Annotated in this window: 17 protein-coding genes; 10 read left to right on the top strand and 7 right to left on the bottom strand. The window is 70.3% G+C overall.

Annotation, left to right across the window (positions count from 1 at the left end; genetic code table 11):
• Window positions 1-5: 5 nt before the first annotated feature.
• From ACPXB1_RS18095 to ACPXB1_RS18120, 6 genes are all read left to right on the top strand, one after another.
• A complete protein-coding gene (locus ACPXB1_RS18095) occupies window positions 6-461 on the top strand; it encodes a DUF6069 family protein (RefSeq protein WP_355594900.1) in 456 nt (151 codons plus the stop codon).
• 92 nt (window positions 462-553) lie between these two features.
• Window positions 554-1,177 (top strand): DUF6518 family protein, encoded by a 624-nt coding sequence (locus ACPXB1_RS18100; protein WP_355594898.1) that lies wholly within the window; start codon window positions 554-556, stop codon window positions 1,175-1,177.
• A gap of 163 nt (window positions 1,178-1,340) precedes the next feature.
• Window positions 1,341-1,814: a hypothetical protein gene (locus tag ACPXB1_RS18105; protein ID WP_355594896.1), complete on the top strand. Its 474-nt coding sequence runs from the start codon at window positions 1,341-1,343 to the stop codon at window positions 1,812-1,814.
• On the top strand, window positions 1,811-2,560 hold the full coding sequence (locus ACPXB1_RS18110; RefSeq protein ID WP_425735563.1) for a hypothetical protein: 750 nt from the start codon (window positions 1,811-1,813) through the stop codon (window positions 2,558-2,560). Before ACPXB1_RS18105 ends, ACPXB1_RS18110 begins: the two co-directional genes overlap by 4 nt.
• On the top strand, window positions 2,557-2,874 hold the full coding sequence (locus ACPXB1_RS18115) for a type VII secretion target (RefSeq protein WP_355594892.1): 318 nt from the start codon (window positions 2,557-2,559) through the stop codon (window positions 2,872-2,874). The genes ACPXB1_RS18110 and ACPXB1_RS18115 overlap by 4 nt, the downstream gene beginning before the upstream one ends.
• Window positions 2,875-2,891: 17 nt before the next feature.
• Entirely contained in the window at window positions 2,892-3,680 is a 789-nt protein-coding gene (locus ACPXB1_RS18120; RefSeq protein ID WP_355629552.1) for a hypothetical protein, read from the top strand.
• A 24-nt stretch (window positions 3,681-3,704) separates the two neighbouring features.
• Here the strand turns inward: ACPXB1_RS18120 and ACPXB1_RS18125 are convergent, their stop codons facing one another.
• Window positions 3,705-4,340, bottom strand: coding sequence for a dihydrofolate reductase family protein (locus ACPXB1_RS18125; protein ID WP_425735564.1), 636 nt, complete (start codon window positions 4,338-4,340; stop codon window positions 3,705-3,707).
• 170 nt (window positions 4,341-4,510) lie between these two features.
• Between ACPXB1_RS18125 and ACPXB1_RS18130 the strand changes: the two genes are divergently transcribed.
• Window positions 4,511-4,996 carry a hypothetical protein gene (locus ACPXB1_RS18130; RefSeq protein ID WP_355594886.1) on the top strand — a complete coding sequence of 162 codons (486 nt, stop codon included), beginning with the start codon at window positions 4,511-4,513 and terminating at the stop codon, window positions 4,994-4,996.
• Window positions 4,997-5,069: 73 nt separating this feature from the next.
• Here ACPXB1_RS18130 and ACPXB1_RS18135 read toward each other — a convergent pair whose 3' ends face one another.
• From ACPXB1_RS18135 to ACPXB1_RS18155, 5 genes are all read right to left on the bottom strand, one after another.
• Window positions 5,070-7,115 carry an amylo-alpha-1,6-glucosidase gene (locus tag ACPXB1_RS18135; protein WP_355629644.1) on the bottom strand — a complete coding sequence of 682 codons (2,046 nt, stop codon included), beginning with the start codon at window positions 7,113-7,115 and terminating at the stop codon, window positions 5,070-5,072.
• 5 nt (window positions 7,116-7,120) lie between these two features.
• Complete coding sequence (locus tag ACPXB1_RS18140; protein WP_355629555.1) at window positions 7,121-7,492, bottom strand: SCP2 sterol-binding domain-containing protein; 372 nt, start codon at window positions 7,490-7,492, stop codon at window positions 7,121-7,123.
• A gap of 129 nt (window positions 7,493-7,621) precedes the next feature.
• Window positions 7,622-8,830, bottom strand: coding sequence for a WD40/YVTN/BNR-like repeat-containing protein (locus tag ACPXB1_RS18145; RefSeq protein WP_425735565.1), 1,209 nt, complete (start codon window positions 8,828-8,830; stop codon window positions 7,622-7,624).
• A complete protein-coding gene (locus ACPXB1_RS18150) occupies window positions 8,817-9,377 on the bottom strand; it encodes a sigma-70 family RNA polymerase sigma factor (RefSeq protein ID WP_425735566.1) in 561 nt (186 codons plus the stop codon). Before ACPXB1_RS18150 ends, ACPXB1_RS18145 begins: the two co-directional genes overlap by 14 nt.
• 87 nt (window positions 9,378-9,464) lie before the next feature.
• Window positions 9,465-10,517 (bottom strand): carboxypeptidase regulatory-like domain-containing protein, encoded by a 1,053-nt coding sequence (locus ACPXB1_RS18155; protein ID WP_355594881.1) that lies wholly within the window; start codon window positions 10,515-10,517, stop codon window positions 9,465-9,467.
• Between the two features lie 158 nt (window positions 10,518-10,675).
• Between ACPXB1_RS18155 and ACPXB1_RS18160 the strand changes: the two genes are divergently transcribed.
• A complete protein-coding gene (locus ACPXB1_RS18160) occupies window positions 10,676-11,692 on the top strand; it encodes an SRPBCC family protein (RefSeq protein WP_355594880.1) in 1,017 nt (338 codons plus the stop codon).
• Window positions 11,693-11,718: 26 nt separating this feature from the next.
• On the top strand, window positions 11,719-12,891 hold the full coding sequence (locus ACPXB1_RS18165) for a zinc-dependent alcohol dehydrogenase (RefSeq protein ID WP_355629567.1): 1,173 nt from the start codon (window positions 11,719-11,721) through the stop codon (window positions 12,889-12,891).
• 470 nt (window positions 12,892-13,361) lie between these two features.
• Here the strand turns inward: ACPXB1_RS18165 and ACPXB1_RS18170 are convergent, their stop codons facing one another.
• The gene (locus tag ACPXB1_RS18170; RefSeq protein ID WP_355594876.1) at window positions 13,362-14,840 is read right to left on the bottom strand and encodes a glutamate--cysteine ligase; all 1,479 of its coding nucleotides are present in this window, start codon (window positions 14,838-14,840) and stop codon (window positions 13,362-13,364) included.
• A 181-nt stretch (window positions 14,841-15,021) separates the two neighbouring features.
• On the opposite strand from ACPXB1_RS18170, the gene ACPXB1_RS18175 reads away from it, so the two are divergent.
• Window positions 15,022-15,360, top strand: a complete 339-nt coding sequence (locus ACPXB1_RS18175) for a DUF3817 domain-containing protein (RefSeq protein WP_355595072.1) — start codon at window positions 15,022-15,024, stop codon at window positions 15,358-15,360.
• Window positions 15,361-15,368 lie beyond the last annotated feature (8 nt).

The following is a 15,368-nucleotide window of genomic DNA, read 5'->3' on the forward strand; positions in this document are numbered from 1 at the left end:
ACGACATGAGCAGCACCAATGACACCGGGATCGTCGCGGATCGGGCATCGGGCCGGACCGGGCGTACCCACCGATACCGCAGCCTGGTCGGCGTTGGCCTCCTTGCCGCGCTCGTCGCGATGGTCGTCACCACCCTCGCCGCCGCTCTCGCCCGGGCCGCCGGTGTCGACTTCGAGATCCCCGACGGTGGCGAGAAGATCCCGTTGGGCGGGTTCGCCTTCCTGACCGGCGTCTTCTCGGTCGCGGGCGTCGTCATCGCCGTCGCGTTTCTCCGTTGGAGCGCCCGCCCGGCCGACCGGTTCGTGTGGACGACGGTGGCGCTGACCGCGATGTCGATGGTTCCGCCCCTGCTCTCCGGGGCCGACGCCGCCACCATCGCCGCCCTGCTCGCGCTGCACCTTGTCCCTGCGGCGGTGATGATCCCCACCCTGGCGCGGAGCCTCCGCGCCCGGACCGGCTGACGATCCGGCGGCGGGGGCGGCGGGGGCGGCGGGGGCGGCGGGGGCGACGGGGTGCCAAACCGGTCCGGGCATACTCGGTATGCTCTGCCGCCATGCGACCTGGTGATCGGACGGTGGCGCTCGCCTCCGTGGTGGGCGGCCTGCTGCTCGGCTTTCTGGACTTCTGCTGGATCAAGTGGCTGCCGTTCCCCATCGCCGAACTCGGCAACTCCACAGCGACCTGGGCGGTTGCCGCCTTCCTCTTCGGTTACTGGGTGCGATCCGGGTGGCTCCGCGCCGCCCTCGGCGCCACCGTCCTGCTCGTCGTCGCCGTGCCCAGCTACTACCTCGCGGCGGCCCTTCTGCAAGGCGACGACCTCGCGGTCCTCTGGGCGCCGACATCGCTGGTCTGGATGTTCTTCGGCGTGCTCGCCGGGGTGGTCTTCGGCACCGCGGGCACCTGGGCCCGGGGCACGGGCTGGCGGCAGGTCGTCGGCGTCGCGCTGCCGGCAGCCGTCTTCTTCGAGGAGGCGGCCCGGTTCGCCGGCAAGGCGACCGACCCCGACTACTCCTCCGGCGCGTGGTGGAACGTCGCCATCGACCTCGCGCTGGGCGTGCTGATCGTCGTGCTCACCGGCCGGTCCCATCGTCAGCGGGCACTCGCCGTCGCGGTGGCAGTGCCACTGGCCGCCGCGATCCTGGTGGCCTTCGCGCTGGCCGGCGGCGCCCGCTCGTAGGACAGGGCTTCCTCCTTGTCCGCCGTCCCCGCAAAGTGGGACACCGGCTTGGGACGTGTTGTCGCAGGTCGGTCCGGTGTTTCACCTGCGGCAGCCACTTGTTGTTCATCGGTGACCATGGCTGGACTGACGGTTGCGACACGAGCCGATACGCTCGCTGACCATGAGCGAAGGACTGACCGGCCCGCGTGGGCGGGACACGGGTCCGGTGTGGGGGATCGTCGCCGCGTTCTGCGTCGCGCCCGCCCTCTTTGTGTGGCTCGGGTCGACCGATGCGGCGGACCAGGCGGTGTTCGGCCGGGCGGCGTCAGTGACGGTGCTGCTCATCGCGCTGGCGCTGACGGCGGTCGGCGCGGTGGCGTCGGTGGTCGTCTGGTACGGGGCGCGGCAGTGGTCGCGCGGTCGCCGGTGGGCCATCGCGGGGCCGCTTCTCGCATTCGCGCTCCTCGTCGTCGTGCTCGGGATCGGCTGCCTGGCAAGGTCGGAGGCGAGCACCGACGTTCTCCTCGGCGTACTGCTGGTGGTGGGCGCGGTGGCCATGGCGGCGGTGGCCCGGCAGATGGTCCGGGTCCGCGCGACAGCTGGTGGTGACCGGTTGCGAAAGCGGTTCGAGCAGCTAGGAGAGGATCGTTCGTGACCGACGACATCGTCCGGTCTTTGCAGGAACTGCGAAGCTACGCCCTCGGCCTCCAGGGCATCCTGAGCGAAGCCCAGGCGAGCATGCCGGAGCAGGTGGTGGCAACCGATGCCACCGGCGCCGTTCAGGTGGTGCTGGGCTCCGACGGATCGCCGGAATCCATCGCCGTGGAGCCGGGCTGGCGGCGGCGACTTGCCGCCGAGCAGTTGACAGCGGCGGTGCTGGAGGCCTGTGAGGCGGCTGCCGTGGAGCGGATGGCTGCGGTCTCCGAGGCGCTGCCCGACGACGCGGCAGACCAGCGAGCCGACCAACCGGGGGAGCCTCCGGCCGAGACCGCCGATCCGCTGCCCGCCGCAATGCGGGACCAGGTGGACCGCGCGCGGCCCCGCCCGCTCGACGAACTTGTCGAAGACGTGCTGCGTGCCGCCGACAACATCGACGAGTACGCGGCCCTGTCGCCGATCGCCGCCACCGGCACCGGCACTGACGCATCGGGCCAGATAGTCGTCACCGTCTCAGCAGCCGGCCTGCTGTCATGCGAGGCGGAGCCGTACTGGCTGGAAACGCAGGGCGGCGCCGACCTGACCGCCGCGCTGACCTCGGCCGTCGCAGCTGCTCGCGCCGACCTGGCGGACGCGTCCCGGCAGGCGGCCGGCCCCAGCGAGCTGGATCAGCTGTTCGCCGAAACCCTGGCAACCCTCAATGACCTGCAACGATCGGCGCAATCCGCGAAGGACCAGACATGACCCCGCCCCCCAGCAAGAAGGACGTCGAGGTCGCCACCGACACGCTGCGCACCGAGGCGGGCATGTGGTTGCGGCACAGCGACACGATGGCGACCATCACCAGCAAGGCCGACGGGCTGCGGATGACCGCACTGGAGGCGGGTCTCTTCCAGCTCCTCGTGAAGCCGTACGACGAGGCGGCCGACCAGATCACCTCCCGCTGCCGGGAGGGTCAGCAGCGGATGACCGAGATCGCCACCACGCTGCGCACTGTCGCCGACACCTACGACGCCGAAGACGCCAACAACGCCCACGCGCTCAACAACCTTTACTGACCTGGGGATCGATCCGGATGTCATTCACCCTCGCCCAGTACGAAGCCACAATGGACAAGCTCTCGTCCACGATGACGGACCTCTCGGACAAGCTCGACAAGGTCGAGCCGACGGTCCGCAGGGCCGTCGATCGGTGGTTCATCACCCAGGACATCGCCGATCGCCTGATCTGGGTGGGCAACAAGCTCCTCGAACTCGGCTCGGCGATCCTGGACAAGATCGCTGAACTGCTCAAGGGCGCTGCCGCACCGGTGACGTTCTTCTTCACCGCATCGGAGTGGCAGGGTGTGCGCGGGCTTGCCACCGACGTGTCCGGCGAACTCAAGCCGGAACAGCTCGGTGTGGCCCGCGTGTGGCACGGCCAGGCCGCCGACGCCTACATCAAGCAGATCAAGCCCCAGTCGGACGCCGCAGCCCGGATCGGGGTGATCGCCGACAAGACCGCCACCGCCCTGAACACCTGCGCGGTGGCTGGCCTTGCCTTCTACGTGGCGATCGCCGTCATCCTGACCAAGTTCATCATCGCGACAATCGCCGCGCTGGCAGCCCTCGGCAGCGTGGTCTTCTCCTGGGCCGGCGCCGCCCTCATCATCGAGGAAGCCGCGGTCAACACCGGAATGATCATCGCGGCGGTCAGCACCCTGACGGCGGTGCTGGGCGCGCAGGCCACCCAGATGGTGGCGCTGCACGGGGAAGCGATCGACGCCAGCGCCTTCCCCGGCGGCAACTGGCCGGACGCCGCCCCGGGGCACTTCAGCGACGCCACCGTCACCGACGGCGACGCCGACTGGTCCCTACAGTCCTGACCGCGAGTCAGCGCTGACCGCGACTCAGCTCTGACCACGGTCGGGTGCGCTCATGTCGCCAGTGCCGGGGGCGCCTTCGGCGAGCCCGTAGCGCAGGTAGACGGTGCCCGTCGGGCTGGCCACCGGTGGGTCGAGGAGGGTGAGGTTCGTGGGCACCTCGCCACCGTCGAAGACCTTCTTGCCGACGCCCAGCACGATCGGGTGCACCCAGAGGTCGAGCCTGTCGAAGAGCTTCTCGCGCAGGAGGGTCTGCACCAGGTTGAGGCTTCCGACGACCTTCACGTGCTCGTGCCGGTCACGGATCTCGCGCACCGCGCCAGCCAGGTCCGGGCCCAGCTGGGTGGAGCCCGCCCAGGACAGATCCGGCTCGCCGCGGGACGCCACGTATTTCGGGACGCTGTTGAAGAGCGTTGCGATGGCGTTGTCCTGGCCGCTCTCCTGGTGTGGCCAGTACGCGGCGAAGATGTCGTACGTGCGTCGGCCGAGCAGGAGGGCGTCGGTGCCCTCGTACGCGGCGTAGACCTGCGCACCGGAAACCTCGTCCAGCAGGGGTGCCTGCCAGCCACCGAACGGGAACCCCTCCGGGTCCTCGTCGGGACCGCCGGGCGCCTGCCCGACGAGGTCGAGAGTTGCGAACAGCTCGATGTGGATGTGGCCCATGCCCTACCCCCGGTCGGTTGGTTTGCTCGGTCCGGAGCGTAGACCCGCACACCGACAGAGGAGGGCCGCTCGGCAACCTCAGCCGTACGGAATCGGCGCGTCCGTCGTGATTGGGCGGTGCCCCGCAACCAAATTGATCATTGCCGGGGCATCGGTTATCGTGCCCGTCCGTGAAGTCCTCTCGAATTGCCTCCGCCGTGTTGATCCTCGCCGCCGCAACGGCTCTCGCCGCCTGCGGTGACGGAGATGCGGCGACGACCGCCGGGTCCACGACCACCGCCCCCACGTCCGCAGCAGCTACCTCCGCCGCACCCTCGCCCACCGCGCCCGCCATGAGCGACAAGGAGATCTGCGAGTCGGCGCAGAAGGCCAGCGACGAGATGAAGGCGGAGCTGCTGAAGATCGTCTCGGCCGGTGAGCCGTCGGCGGCCGACTACAAGAAGATCCTCGCGGGGCTGGAGGAGAGGGTGACCACCCTGGCCACGGCCGGCGGCGACAGCAAGCTGGCCACTGCCCTGAAGACGTTCGGCGCCGAAGCGGCGAAGGCCGCGGCGGCAGCGGACCCGGCGACCGCCGCCGACAACCCGGCCTTCGAGAAGGCCGGCAAGGACATCACCACCGCGTGCAAGGCCGCCGGCGTCACGTTCGTTCTCTGACCATCGCAGCTCTGACACCGGCCGGCGTGGCGCACCTGCCCACGCCGGCCGGCGTCCCCGTCGCCCGGCACCCTCAGCTGGACCGTTCGGGACGCTGGCGGGCGAAGGCGTCCACCCTGCCCCAACGGCCCGGGATGTCCAGCAGCGCGATCCGGCCGTACGCCGACGGCAGCGCCGGATCGACGGCGAGATGATTCTCGTGCGGTTCGATGCCGAGCATCGTTCGGATGAGCAGCATGGACGCGCCACTGGACCACGCCTGCGGGCTGCCGGCCGTCGGGTACCGGACCGGGTAGCGGGTGGTGCAGCGGTCGAACCCGCTGAACGCCTCCGGCAGCCGCCCCTGAAAGTAGGTCGCTGCGGACAGGATCCCCTCGGCGATGCGCCCCGCCTCGCTGCGGAACCCGTACCGGCGCAGGCCCCACGCGATGAACGAATTGTCGAACGGCCACACGGTGCCGTTGTGGTAGCCCAACGGGTTGTAGCGGCCCTGCCCCTCGGCGAAGGTGCGCACGCCCCAGCCGGAGAACAGCGCCGGACCCATCAGGTGCTCGACCACCCTCGGAGCGCGCTCCGGCGGCACGATGCCACTCCACAGGAGATGGCCGATGTTCGACGACAGGCTGTCGACAGGCGTCCCGTCGCCGTCGAGCGCCAGCGCGTAGTAGCCACGGTCGTCGAGCCAGAAGTCCCTGTTGAAGCGGTCGTACAGGGCTGCCGCCTCGCGTTCCAACCGGTCGGCGAAGTCAGGATCACCCCAGACGGTACGCGCCAGCCGCGCGCCGCGGATCTTGGCGTCGTAGGCGTATCCCTGGGCTTCGCATGTCGCCCTCGGGAAACCCGGCAGCCTCCCGTCGGTGAAGGAGATGCTGTCCCAGGAGTCCTTCCAGCACTGGTTCTCCAGACCGGTGGCAGTGTTGCGCCGCTCGTACCAGATGTAGCCGGTCCCGTTCAGGTCCGCATACGCGTCGATCCACTCCAGAGCCGCGCGGGCCTCCTGCTCCAACTCGATCACCAGAGCCCGGTCGCCGCTCCACATCTCGTACTCGTCGAGCAGCACCACGAACAGCGGTGAGGCGTCCACGGTGCCGTAGTAGGGGGAGTGCGGCTGCTCCTCGAACGCCGCCGACTCCCCGTAGCGCAACTCGTGCAGGATCCGACCGGGATCCTCCTCCAGTACGTCGTCGGTGCGGGCGCCCTGTAGCGAGGCGAGGATCCGTAGCGTCGGCGGGGTCAACGACGGCGTGACGGCCAGGGTCTGAAGGCAGGTCAGCAGGCTGTCGCGCCCGAACAGGGTCATGAACCAGGGCAACCCGGCCGCGGGTACGGTGGCGCCGCTCAGCGAGAGCGGGGCGAAGCGCAGCGCCGCCAGGTCGACAAGGCTGCGCTCGTAGACCTGTTGGAGCGGGACGTTGTCGGTGTCCAGTGTCGGGGCCTGCGCAACCCACTCCCGCACGCTTTCGGGCAGTGTGGAATCGTCCGGGCGGAGCGCCCGCACGGCGGTCCGCAGATCGACACCGTCCGGGCGGAGCGCCCGCATCACCACGTCCAACCGGGTCGACCACTGCTCCCCGGGCCGCAGCCGCGACGTGAACCGCAGCCCCTGCGGGTCGAAGGTTGCCGGCTCACTTGCCGTCACCGAGACCTCGCGGCGGAACGTGCCGCGGCGGTAGCCCAGCCGCAACTCGGTCGGTTCGATCTCGGTGTAGTGACTGCCGACCTTGTCGTGCGTGTCGAACTTGATCTCGAAGATGTCGGCGAAGTCGGCAGCCACCTCAAGTCGTACGTCCAGGTCGACGTCCTCATCGCCGTAATTGAAGATCGTCAGCGACTCGGTCAGGTCCGGCCCGATCCAGCGCCGCCGGATCGCCGACACGTCGGCCTGCACGTAGTCGACAGCCCCACCCGGCACCACGAAGAACGTGGCCTCGTAGTACTTGCTGTCGTCCACCGACAACGCGTTCAGGCGTTCCCCGTTGACGGTCAGCACCCAGCGGGACAGGAAGCGCGTGTCGGCGGCGAACAGCCCCACGGGCGCGCTCGACGACGACTCCACGTCACCGCTGGCGTCCGAGACGATGAAGGTGCTGCCGTCGAGGCACGACACGGTGCCCGGGATGTCCCTCATCTGGTCCCGTTCGTCGGCTCGGCGGCGGCACCGCGCCGTACCTCGACCTCCGACGGAAACAGCCGGCCGACCCGTAACGCCAGAGCCAGATCACCGTCGACCAGGATCTCGCCGCGGGTGATCGCCGCCAAGCCGTTCATCTGGCCCAGCGCCATCGACTCCGCGACCTGCGCGGACACCCGGATCACAGTCCCGGCGGGGCCGTCGTCCTGCGTCACCCGCAGACGGCCGTGGTCGATGGCCAGCAGCCACCGCTGCACATGGTCACCGTCGCGGATGTCGAACCGGATGCTGCCCCGGACCTTGTCGAACCGTGGATCATGGTCGGTAGCCGCCAAGCGTTCGAAGAAGGCACTGGTCGCCGACATCCGACCTCCGCGGGCGCTGGTAGGAGCACCCGTCGGCTACCCGCTGTGCGTGGCCGCTAACCTTCACGGCGAAGGCTCCACCGGCGGGATCCGTGACCCAGGTCGAGGGGTGGCCGCATCGCCCACGGCTCACGGCGCGAGCGTGACGCGCGACCAGGTGATCCCGTCGGTGGTGACCAGGGCGTGGTCAGGCTCTCCAGTCGACCCGTCGTCGCGCCCGAAGAGCCAGGCGTAGCCGGGCGCGACGCTGACCGAGCCGACGAGCCGGCCGTACTCCCGCGCGACAGTGAAATGCCGCCCGCTGTCCCGGCTGGCCAGGAGCTTCGCGCGCCGTTCAGGCTCGGTACCCCCGCCCGGGGTGATCACCAGTAGGGATCCGTCCGACCCGACAGTGAGGTCGTAGTATGTTTCCACCGGCAGGTCGGCGCCGGTGTCCGTCCACGTCTTCGCACCGTCCGTGGTCCTCAGGAGCTTCACCCCACCGGTCGTCTCCCGCGGGGCGACCAGCAGGTACCCCTCCCGGTCGTTGAGCCCGACCACCGACACAGCGCTCGCATCGTCTCCCACCTCCCAGGTGGTCCAGGTAGCGCCCCGGTCGACGCTGCGGGCCACCGTCGATCCCGAGGTGCCTCCCATCCGGTAGATCGCCCAGATGCTGCCGTCCGCTGCCGGGTAGAGGCTGAACAGCGGACGCCAGGAGGGCGCCTTGGCGGTGAGCCGATACACCGTTCCACTCGACGGGTCCACCGCCAGCGGCTCCGCCAACGGTCCACAGCCGAACCCGCAGAGGACGGGTCGGGCCGTCGCCGGGAACGTGGGTACGGCGACGATCGCGGAGTTTCCGTCCCGCCAGGTACGGCCGTAGTCGGTGGAGAGGCGGGGCAGCCCTGAGTCCGTGACCAGGTAGGACCGCTCACCGAGTACGGAGAAGTCAACGCTGCTGCCCGGCGTCGCGGTGGCGATACCGGCCGTACATCTCGTGCCCTCGAAGCGCGCCGCGTCCCAGTCCGACCAACTCCGGCCGCCGTCGCCGGTGTACGTGAAGTGCAGGACGCAACCGTCCTGCCGCACGTCGACCCCGGAATCGGGCCCGGTCAGTGTGAGTTCCCTGAACTGCGCGGGCGACCGCTTCGCCGGGTCGACTGGGGCGGCCCGGTCTGGCTCGCCGACCAGCGGTACAACAGCGAGACCGGACAGCGCGACAAGGGCGACCGCTACCATCGCGATCGACCGGTGTCGGCGGGACCGGGCCGCGGATCGCAGCTCTTCGACGGGCGGCTGCCGGACGGCCTCGGCGACAACGTCCACGTCGAATTCGGAGAACTCACGACCGGACATCGATCCTCCCGGTTTCCGTGGTGTCGGTGTGGGCAGTTTTCTCGGCTACGGCTCTCTCGGGTACGGCTCTCTCGGGTTCGGCGAGCAGCGCCGCCAGGGCGTTCCGTCCCCGGGACAGCCGGGACTTCACCGTTCCGGCCGAGACACCCAACGTGGCGGCGACTTCGTCCACCGGCAGGTCGACCAGGTAGTGCAGCGCCAGGGCGTGCCGCTGCCCCTCGGGCAGTACGCGCAGGGCGGCGAGCAGGGCGAGGTGGTCCGGGGAGTGGTCGGCGACGGCTGGCGGCGGGCCAATGCGGCGCAGCAGGCCGTCGAGCACGCGGCGGCGGCGGTACCGGCTGCGGGCCCAGTTCACCGCGACCCTGCGCAGCCACGCCTCCGGGTTCTCCAGTCCGGCGAACCGCCGTGGCGACACCAGTGCCCGGGTGAACGCCTCCTGGACTGCCTCCTGCGCCTCGTTCAGGTCACCGGTCACCGCGTACAACTGGACCACCAGCCGTCGGAAACAGCCGGCGTAAAGCTCGGAGATCAGATCGCCGTCCGACACCGTCACCTCCCTTCTCCACCACTCCCACCAACGGGCTGGGAAGAAGGTTCCAGTGGGCGGTCAGGATATGACGCCGGACCTAACGGATCAGCCCAGGTCGAAGTCGACCACGACAGGCGCCCGTCCGACAGGCACGGGGGTCGCGGTGTCGAAGCCGGCGGCGTCGCGGTGCCACTCCGGCAGCCGGTACGAACAGTCGCACCGCAGCTTCACCCGCTGCCCCGGAAGCAGACGCAGCGTGTACGAGCTACCGGCGTCCGCCACGCCGACCAGGTCACCGGTGACCGTGTTGAAGGCCACCACCTGGGCGTAGGTGGCCAACTCGTCGACCAGGACCGATCCGCTGACCACCGTCCCGGCGGTGAGCGCCTGATTCGCCGTCACCGTCCGGTCGCTGCGTACCCGCACCGGCCGGGCCAGCAGGCGGTTGGCCACGCCGCCGGACCACTGGGTGGCCCGCCCGATCGCTGTGAACTGCAACGGCCAGTGGTACGGCCCGAGACCGGTCACCGTGTAGCGGCCCTGCTCGTCGGTGAGGACGCCGTTGTCGCCGTACTTGGGATGCGGAAGGAATGGCACCACAAGCACGCTGGCGCCGTAGATCGGCTGGCCGGTGGCCGCGTCGGTCACCACCCCGACGATCGTGCCCGGCGGGTCGAGGCGTACCTCTGGGGCCCTGGTCACCGCGCCCCCGCGCACCTGGATCACCTGGGCGCGCTCCCGCTCGCCGGTGCCGCCGTGTCGCCCCACCCACTGCGAGCCGTGCCGGGCGGTGTCGGACGGCCGGACCAGGAGGCGGTAGCGGCCGGGCGTTACCCCGTCGACGCTCAGATTTCCCTGCTCGTCGGTGCAGCCGGCGTGGCGGCCGGACTGTTCCTCGCCGAGCATGACCGAGGTCAGCGCCACCAGGTCGACGGGAACGAGTGCGGCACAGGCCCGGGGGACCGGTGCTCCGGTGCGGGCGTCCCGGACCACGCTCCGTACACCGCCGGGCGTGGCGGTTTTCGACGTCGTGGCCGCTGTGGCGGACGCCGCCGGCAGCGGGGGAGCGGCGTGGGCGCCGGGCGGTGCGATGGCCTCGACGGCGAGGAGTGCGACGGTGGAGGCGATGGCGATCAGACGGACCGAGGCACGGCTCATGACGGAGTCCCTTCCGGAGCGTGGCGGCAGCCCGACCGTAGCGACCCAGCCCCGATGCGTGCGTGTCGTGTCGCCAAGGTGACGTCAAGACGCTCATGTCGGGGAGGCGTTCTGGGCAGAAACGGACACCGGAGGTGGGGCTACGGCATAGCGTCACGGTGGCGGCACCACCGCCGCGCCGCCGCGCCGCCGGCGGGCACGCCGAGCGGAGAGGACCGGACGTGGACCATGTCGACGGGGTACGCCTACCGGAGCTGGACGGGTCGCCACCCAGGAAAGCCCTGCCACGTACCTTGGGCTGGTTGAGCCTCGCGCTCGGCGTCGGCGCGCTGGCCGAACCCACCCCCCTTGCCCGCCTCACCGGGGTCGACGACTCCCCGGCGGCGGTGGCGATCATCCGAGCTGTCGGTCTGCGGGAGCTCTCGCACGGCGCAGCCCTGGTCGCCGGCCGCCATCCGGGGGGCTGGGTATGGACCCGGGTGGCCGGCGACGCGCTGGATTTGTCGCTGCTCGGTCGGGCGCTGGCGCACCGTCGTGGCGAGCGACGCCGACGGCTCGCGCTGACCACCGCAGTGATCGCCGGCATCACCGCCGTCGACCTCGCCGTCGCCGTCGCCGCGACGCGTGCCCGCCGCGCCCGCGACCGCATGATCCGGATCAGTCTCGGCGTCACCGTCAACCGCTCGCCCGCCGAGGCGTACCGCTTCTGGCGCGACCTGGAGAACCTGCCCCGGTTCATGGCCCACCTGGAGTCGGTGCGTGCCGACGACCTGCGCCGCTCGCACTGGATCGCCCGCGGCCCCGCCGGCCGGCACATCGAGTGGGACGCCGAGATCATCGACGATCAGCCGAACCGGTCCGTGGCCTGGCGGTCGATGCCCGGCGCCCAGGTGCCCAACGCCGGTCGCGTCCGCTTCCTGCCGGCGCCGGGCGACCGGGGCACCGAGGTACGCGTGCAGCTCGCCTACGCGCCGCCCGCCGGGTCGCTCGGCCGCGCCGTGGCGAAGCTGTTCGGTGAGGAACCCGAGCAGCAGGTCCGCGACGACCTACGCCGGTTCAAGCAGATGCTGGAGGCGGGCGAGGTGGTCCGCTCCGACGGCAGCCCCAACGGCATCTCCGTGCGCCAGCAGGTCATGCAGCGCCCGGCCCAACCATTGCCCGACACCCGCCGCTGACCGCGACACACCTCAGGGGATCCCGCATGAAGGCCACCGCCTGGATGGGCACCGACCACGTCAAGGTGATCGACGTGCCCGACCCGAAGCTGATGAACGCCCGCGACGCGATCGTGAAGATCAGCACCACCGCGATCTGCGGCTCCGACCTGCACCTCTACCACGGCTACATCCCGGCGATGCGCAAGGGCGACATCCTCGGACACGAGTTCATGGGCGAGGTCGTCGAGGTCGGCCCGCAGGTTCGCAACCTCAAAGCGGGCGACCGCGTCGTGGTGCCCTTCCCGATCGCCTGCGGGCACTGCTCCTCCTGCCAACGTGGCCTCTACTCGGTCTGCGAGAACTCCAACCCCAACGCCGGCATCGCCGAGAAGGTCATGGGCCACTCGCCGGCCGGCATCTTCGGCTACTCCCACCTGCTCGGCGGGTACGCAGGCGGCCAGGCCGAGTACGCCCGGGTGCCGTTCGCCGACATCGGACCGCTCAAGGTGCCCGACGAGATCCCCGACGACCAGGCAGTGACGCTCGCCGACGTGTTCCCGACCGGCTGGATGGGCGCCGAGATGTGCGACATCAAACCCGGGCAGGTCATCGCCGTCTGGGGTGCCGGGCCGGTGGGGCTCCTCGCCGCGGCCAGCGCCCGCCTCCTCGGCGCCGAACGGGTCATCGTCATCGACCGGCTCCCGTACCGGCTGCGCCTCGCCGAACAGCACGCCGGCGCCGAGACGATCAACTACGAGCACACCGACGTGCTCGACACCCTCAACGAACTGACCGCCGGCCGGGGACCCGACGCGTGCATCGACGCCGTCGGACTGGAGGGCCACCACGGCAACGCCGCCATCTACGCGTACGACAGGGCCAAGCAGGCCACCCGCACCGAGACGGAGCGTCCGTTCGCGCTGCGCGAGGCGATCCTCGCCTGCCGCTCCGGCGGAGTGGTGTCAGTCATCGGCGCCTATGGTGGCGTCGTCGACAAGTTCCCGATGGGCGCGTTCATGAACCGGTCACTGACAATGCGTACCGGCCAGTGTCACGTCCAGCGCTACACCCGGCCGCTGCTGGAACGCATCCGGCGCGGCGAGATCGACCCGAGCTTCGTCGTCAGCCACCGCATGCCGCTGCGCGACGCCCCGAAGGGCTACAAGATCTTCCAGAAGAAGCAGGACGAGTGTACGAAGGTGCTGCTCAAAGTCTGACCAGCGCACCCGCAGGCCCTCCGGTCGAGAGAAGCTCGCCCGCCAGTCGCGGGCCCGTCGCCCGCTCGTCGCGGGCCCGTCGCCCGCTCGTCGCGGGCCCGCGTCGCCCGCTCGCGCGGTGCCTGCTCGCCCGCCGCTCGCCGTCCATCGCCCGTGACTGCCCCTGGTGGGCGCGCCTGCCGTCGTGGGCCCGTGCATGCTCCGTCATCGGACCGCGTCTACACGTCGTCCGCTGCCGCCCGTGGTCGGCTGGTCGTACCAGAGTCCGGTAAATCTCTCCCACCTGCCGAGATATCTACGATGATCCACTCGGTTTCATTGAAATCGGGCTGTCTACCCCACTGGGACACCCCGATTTCAATGAAACCGAGACGATCTTGCGCGCCCCGGGCCCGTGCCCCGCGCGCGTGTCCGTGCCCCGCGCTGTGCTCCCTGGGGGAGTGGCGGGTGGGGACGGGGGCGGGTGGAGGTTAGGGGATCGGCCACTCGTGAACGGGGCGGTTGCTGTGCATCAGCGTCACGTAGTGCCGGACCACCTCGCGTAGCGCCTCCGGCCGGTCGAGGTGGTCGGCGGACTCCAGGCGGTGCAGCGTCGCCACCTGCCAGGTGGCGCCGTTGCGGCCGGTCAGGCAGCGCTGCTCGATGATGCTCAGCAGTCGGTCGCGCTCTGCCGTGTCGAGGCCCCAGCGGTCCAGGCCGTGGTGTGCCAACGGCAGCAGTCGGCGCAGCACCAGCTCGGTGACCGGAAGGTAGCCGAGACTCGGCCAGAAGACCTGGGCGTCGATGCCGTACCGGGCGCAGCTGTTGAAATTCTCCTCGGCGGCGCTGAACGACATCTGCGACCACAGCGGCCGGTCCGACTCGGCGAGGGCGCGGACGAGTCCGAAGTAAAAGGCGCCGTTGGCGATCGTGTCCAGCACTGTGGGGCCGGCGGGCAGCACCCGATTTTCCACACGCAGGTGCGGGCGGCCACGCGACACGTCGTACACGGGGCGGTTCCAGCGGTAGATCGTGCCGTTGTGCAGCCGCAGCTCGGACAGGTTGGGCACCCCGCCGGCCGCGAGGGTCTGCGCCGGATCCTGAGCGTCGCAGACCGGCAGCAGCGCCGGGAAGTAGCGCACGTTCTCCTCGAACAGGTCGAACACGCTGGTGATCCACCGTTCGCCGAACCAGACTCGCGGTCGTACCCCCTGGGCTTTGATCTCTTCCGGCCTGGTGTCGGTGGCCTGCTGGAACAGCGGGATGCGGGTCTCGCGCCACAGCTCCCGGCCGAACAGCAGCGGCGCGTTCGCGCCCAACGCCACCTGGATGCCGGCGATGGCCTGTGCGGCGTTCCAGTAGTCGGCGAACTGCGCCGGGCTGACCTGGAGGTGGAACTGGGTGCTGGTGCAGGCCGCCTCCGGGGTGATCGTGTCGGCGGTGACCGACAACCGCTCCACCCCGCTGATGGAGATGGGCAGGTCCTCGCCACGGGCGGCGAAGATCTGCTCGTTGAGCAGCTTGTAGCGGGGATTCGCCGAGAGGGTGTCGGCGGTCAGGTGCTCGGGCCGCAACGTCGGCAGGATTCCGATCATCACCATGTGGGCGCCGATGGCCCGCGCCTTCTCCTCCGCGGCGTTGAGGCTGGCCCGCACGTCCTCCTCGAAATCGGCGGTGCCGGTGCCGGTCAGCCGGCGCGGCGGCACGTTGATCTCGATGTTGAACTGGCCCAGCTCCGTCTGGAAGTGCGGGTCGGCGATCGCCGCCAGGACGTCGGCGTTGCGCATCGCCGGGTCCGAGGCCTCGTCGACGAGGTTCAGCTCGATCTCCAACCCCGACATGGGCCGGTCGATGTCGAACCGCGACTCGCGCAGCATCTCGGCGAAGACGTCGAGGCAGTTGCGGACCTTTTCGCGGTAGCGGGCCCGGTCCTCACGACTGAAGGTGCGTACGCCGACATCTTCGCCCATGGTCACCACCCTGTCACCGCTGGTTCCCCTAACCTTGCACGGCTGTGCGGGCGGGGGAAGACCCGACGCGCCTTTCCTACCCACTGACGGGCCTGGTGATCCCTGTCGCGCTCGCGTGGTCCGTGCGGAGGTGACCCAGCGGCGCCGCTACCATTGCCGCGCGAGAGGTGGTGGCGTGCGGATGCGCGAAAAGGTGACCCGGCTGTTCGTCGCGGCGGCGATCGCCGAGGCCTGCTCCTGGCTGGCCCTGCTCGTCGGGATGGCCGTCAAGTACGGCCCGCCGGACAACGAGCTGGGCGTGAAGATCTTCGGCCCGATCCACGGCGGCCTCTTCGTCGCGTACGGCCTGCTGGTCCTCGCCATGGCCCGCCTGCATCGGTGGAGCATCCCGGCCACCGTCGTGGCCCTTGCCTGCGCCGTGCCGCCGTTCGCCACGATCGTCTTCGAGCGCTGGGCCCAGCGCCGGGGCATGCTCGGCAGCGTCGACCGACCCACCCGCGAGCCCACCCCGGTCGGCTGACCAGCCAG

Origin of the sequence: Micromonospora sp. DT68, assembly GCF_049847245.1 — a bacterium.
Lineage (GTDB): Bacteria > Actinomycetota > Actinomycetes > Mycobacteriales > Micromonosporaceae > Micromonospora > Micromonospora profundi.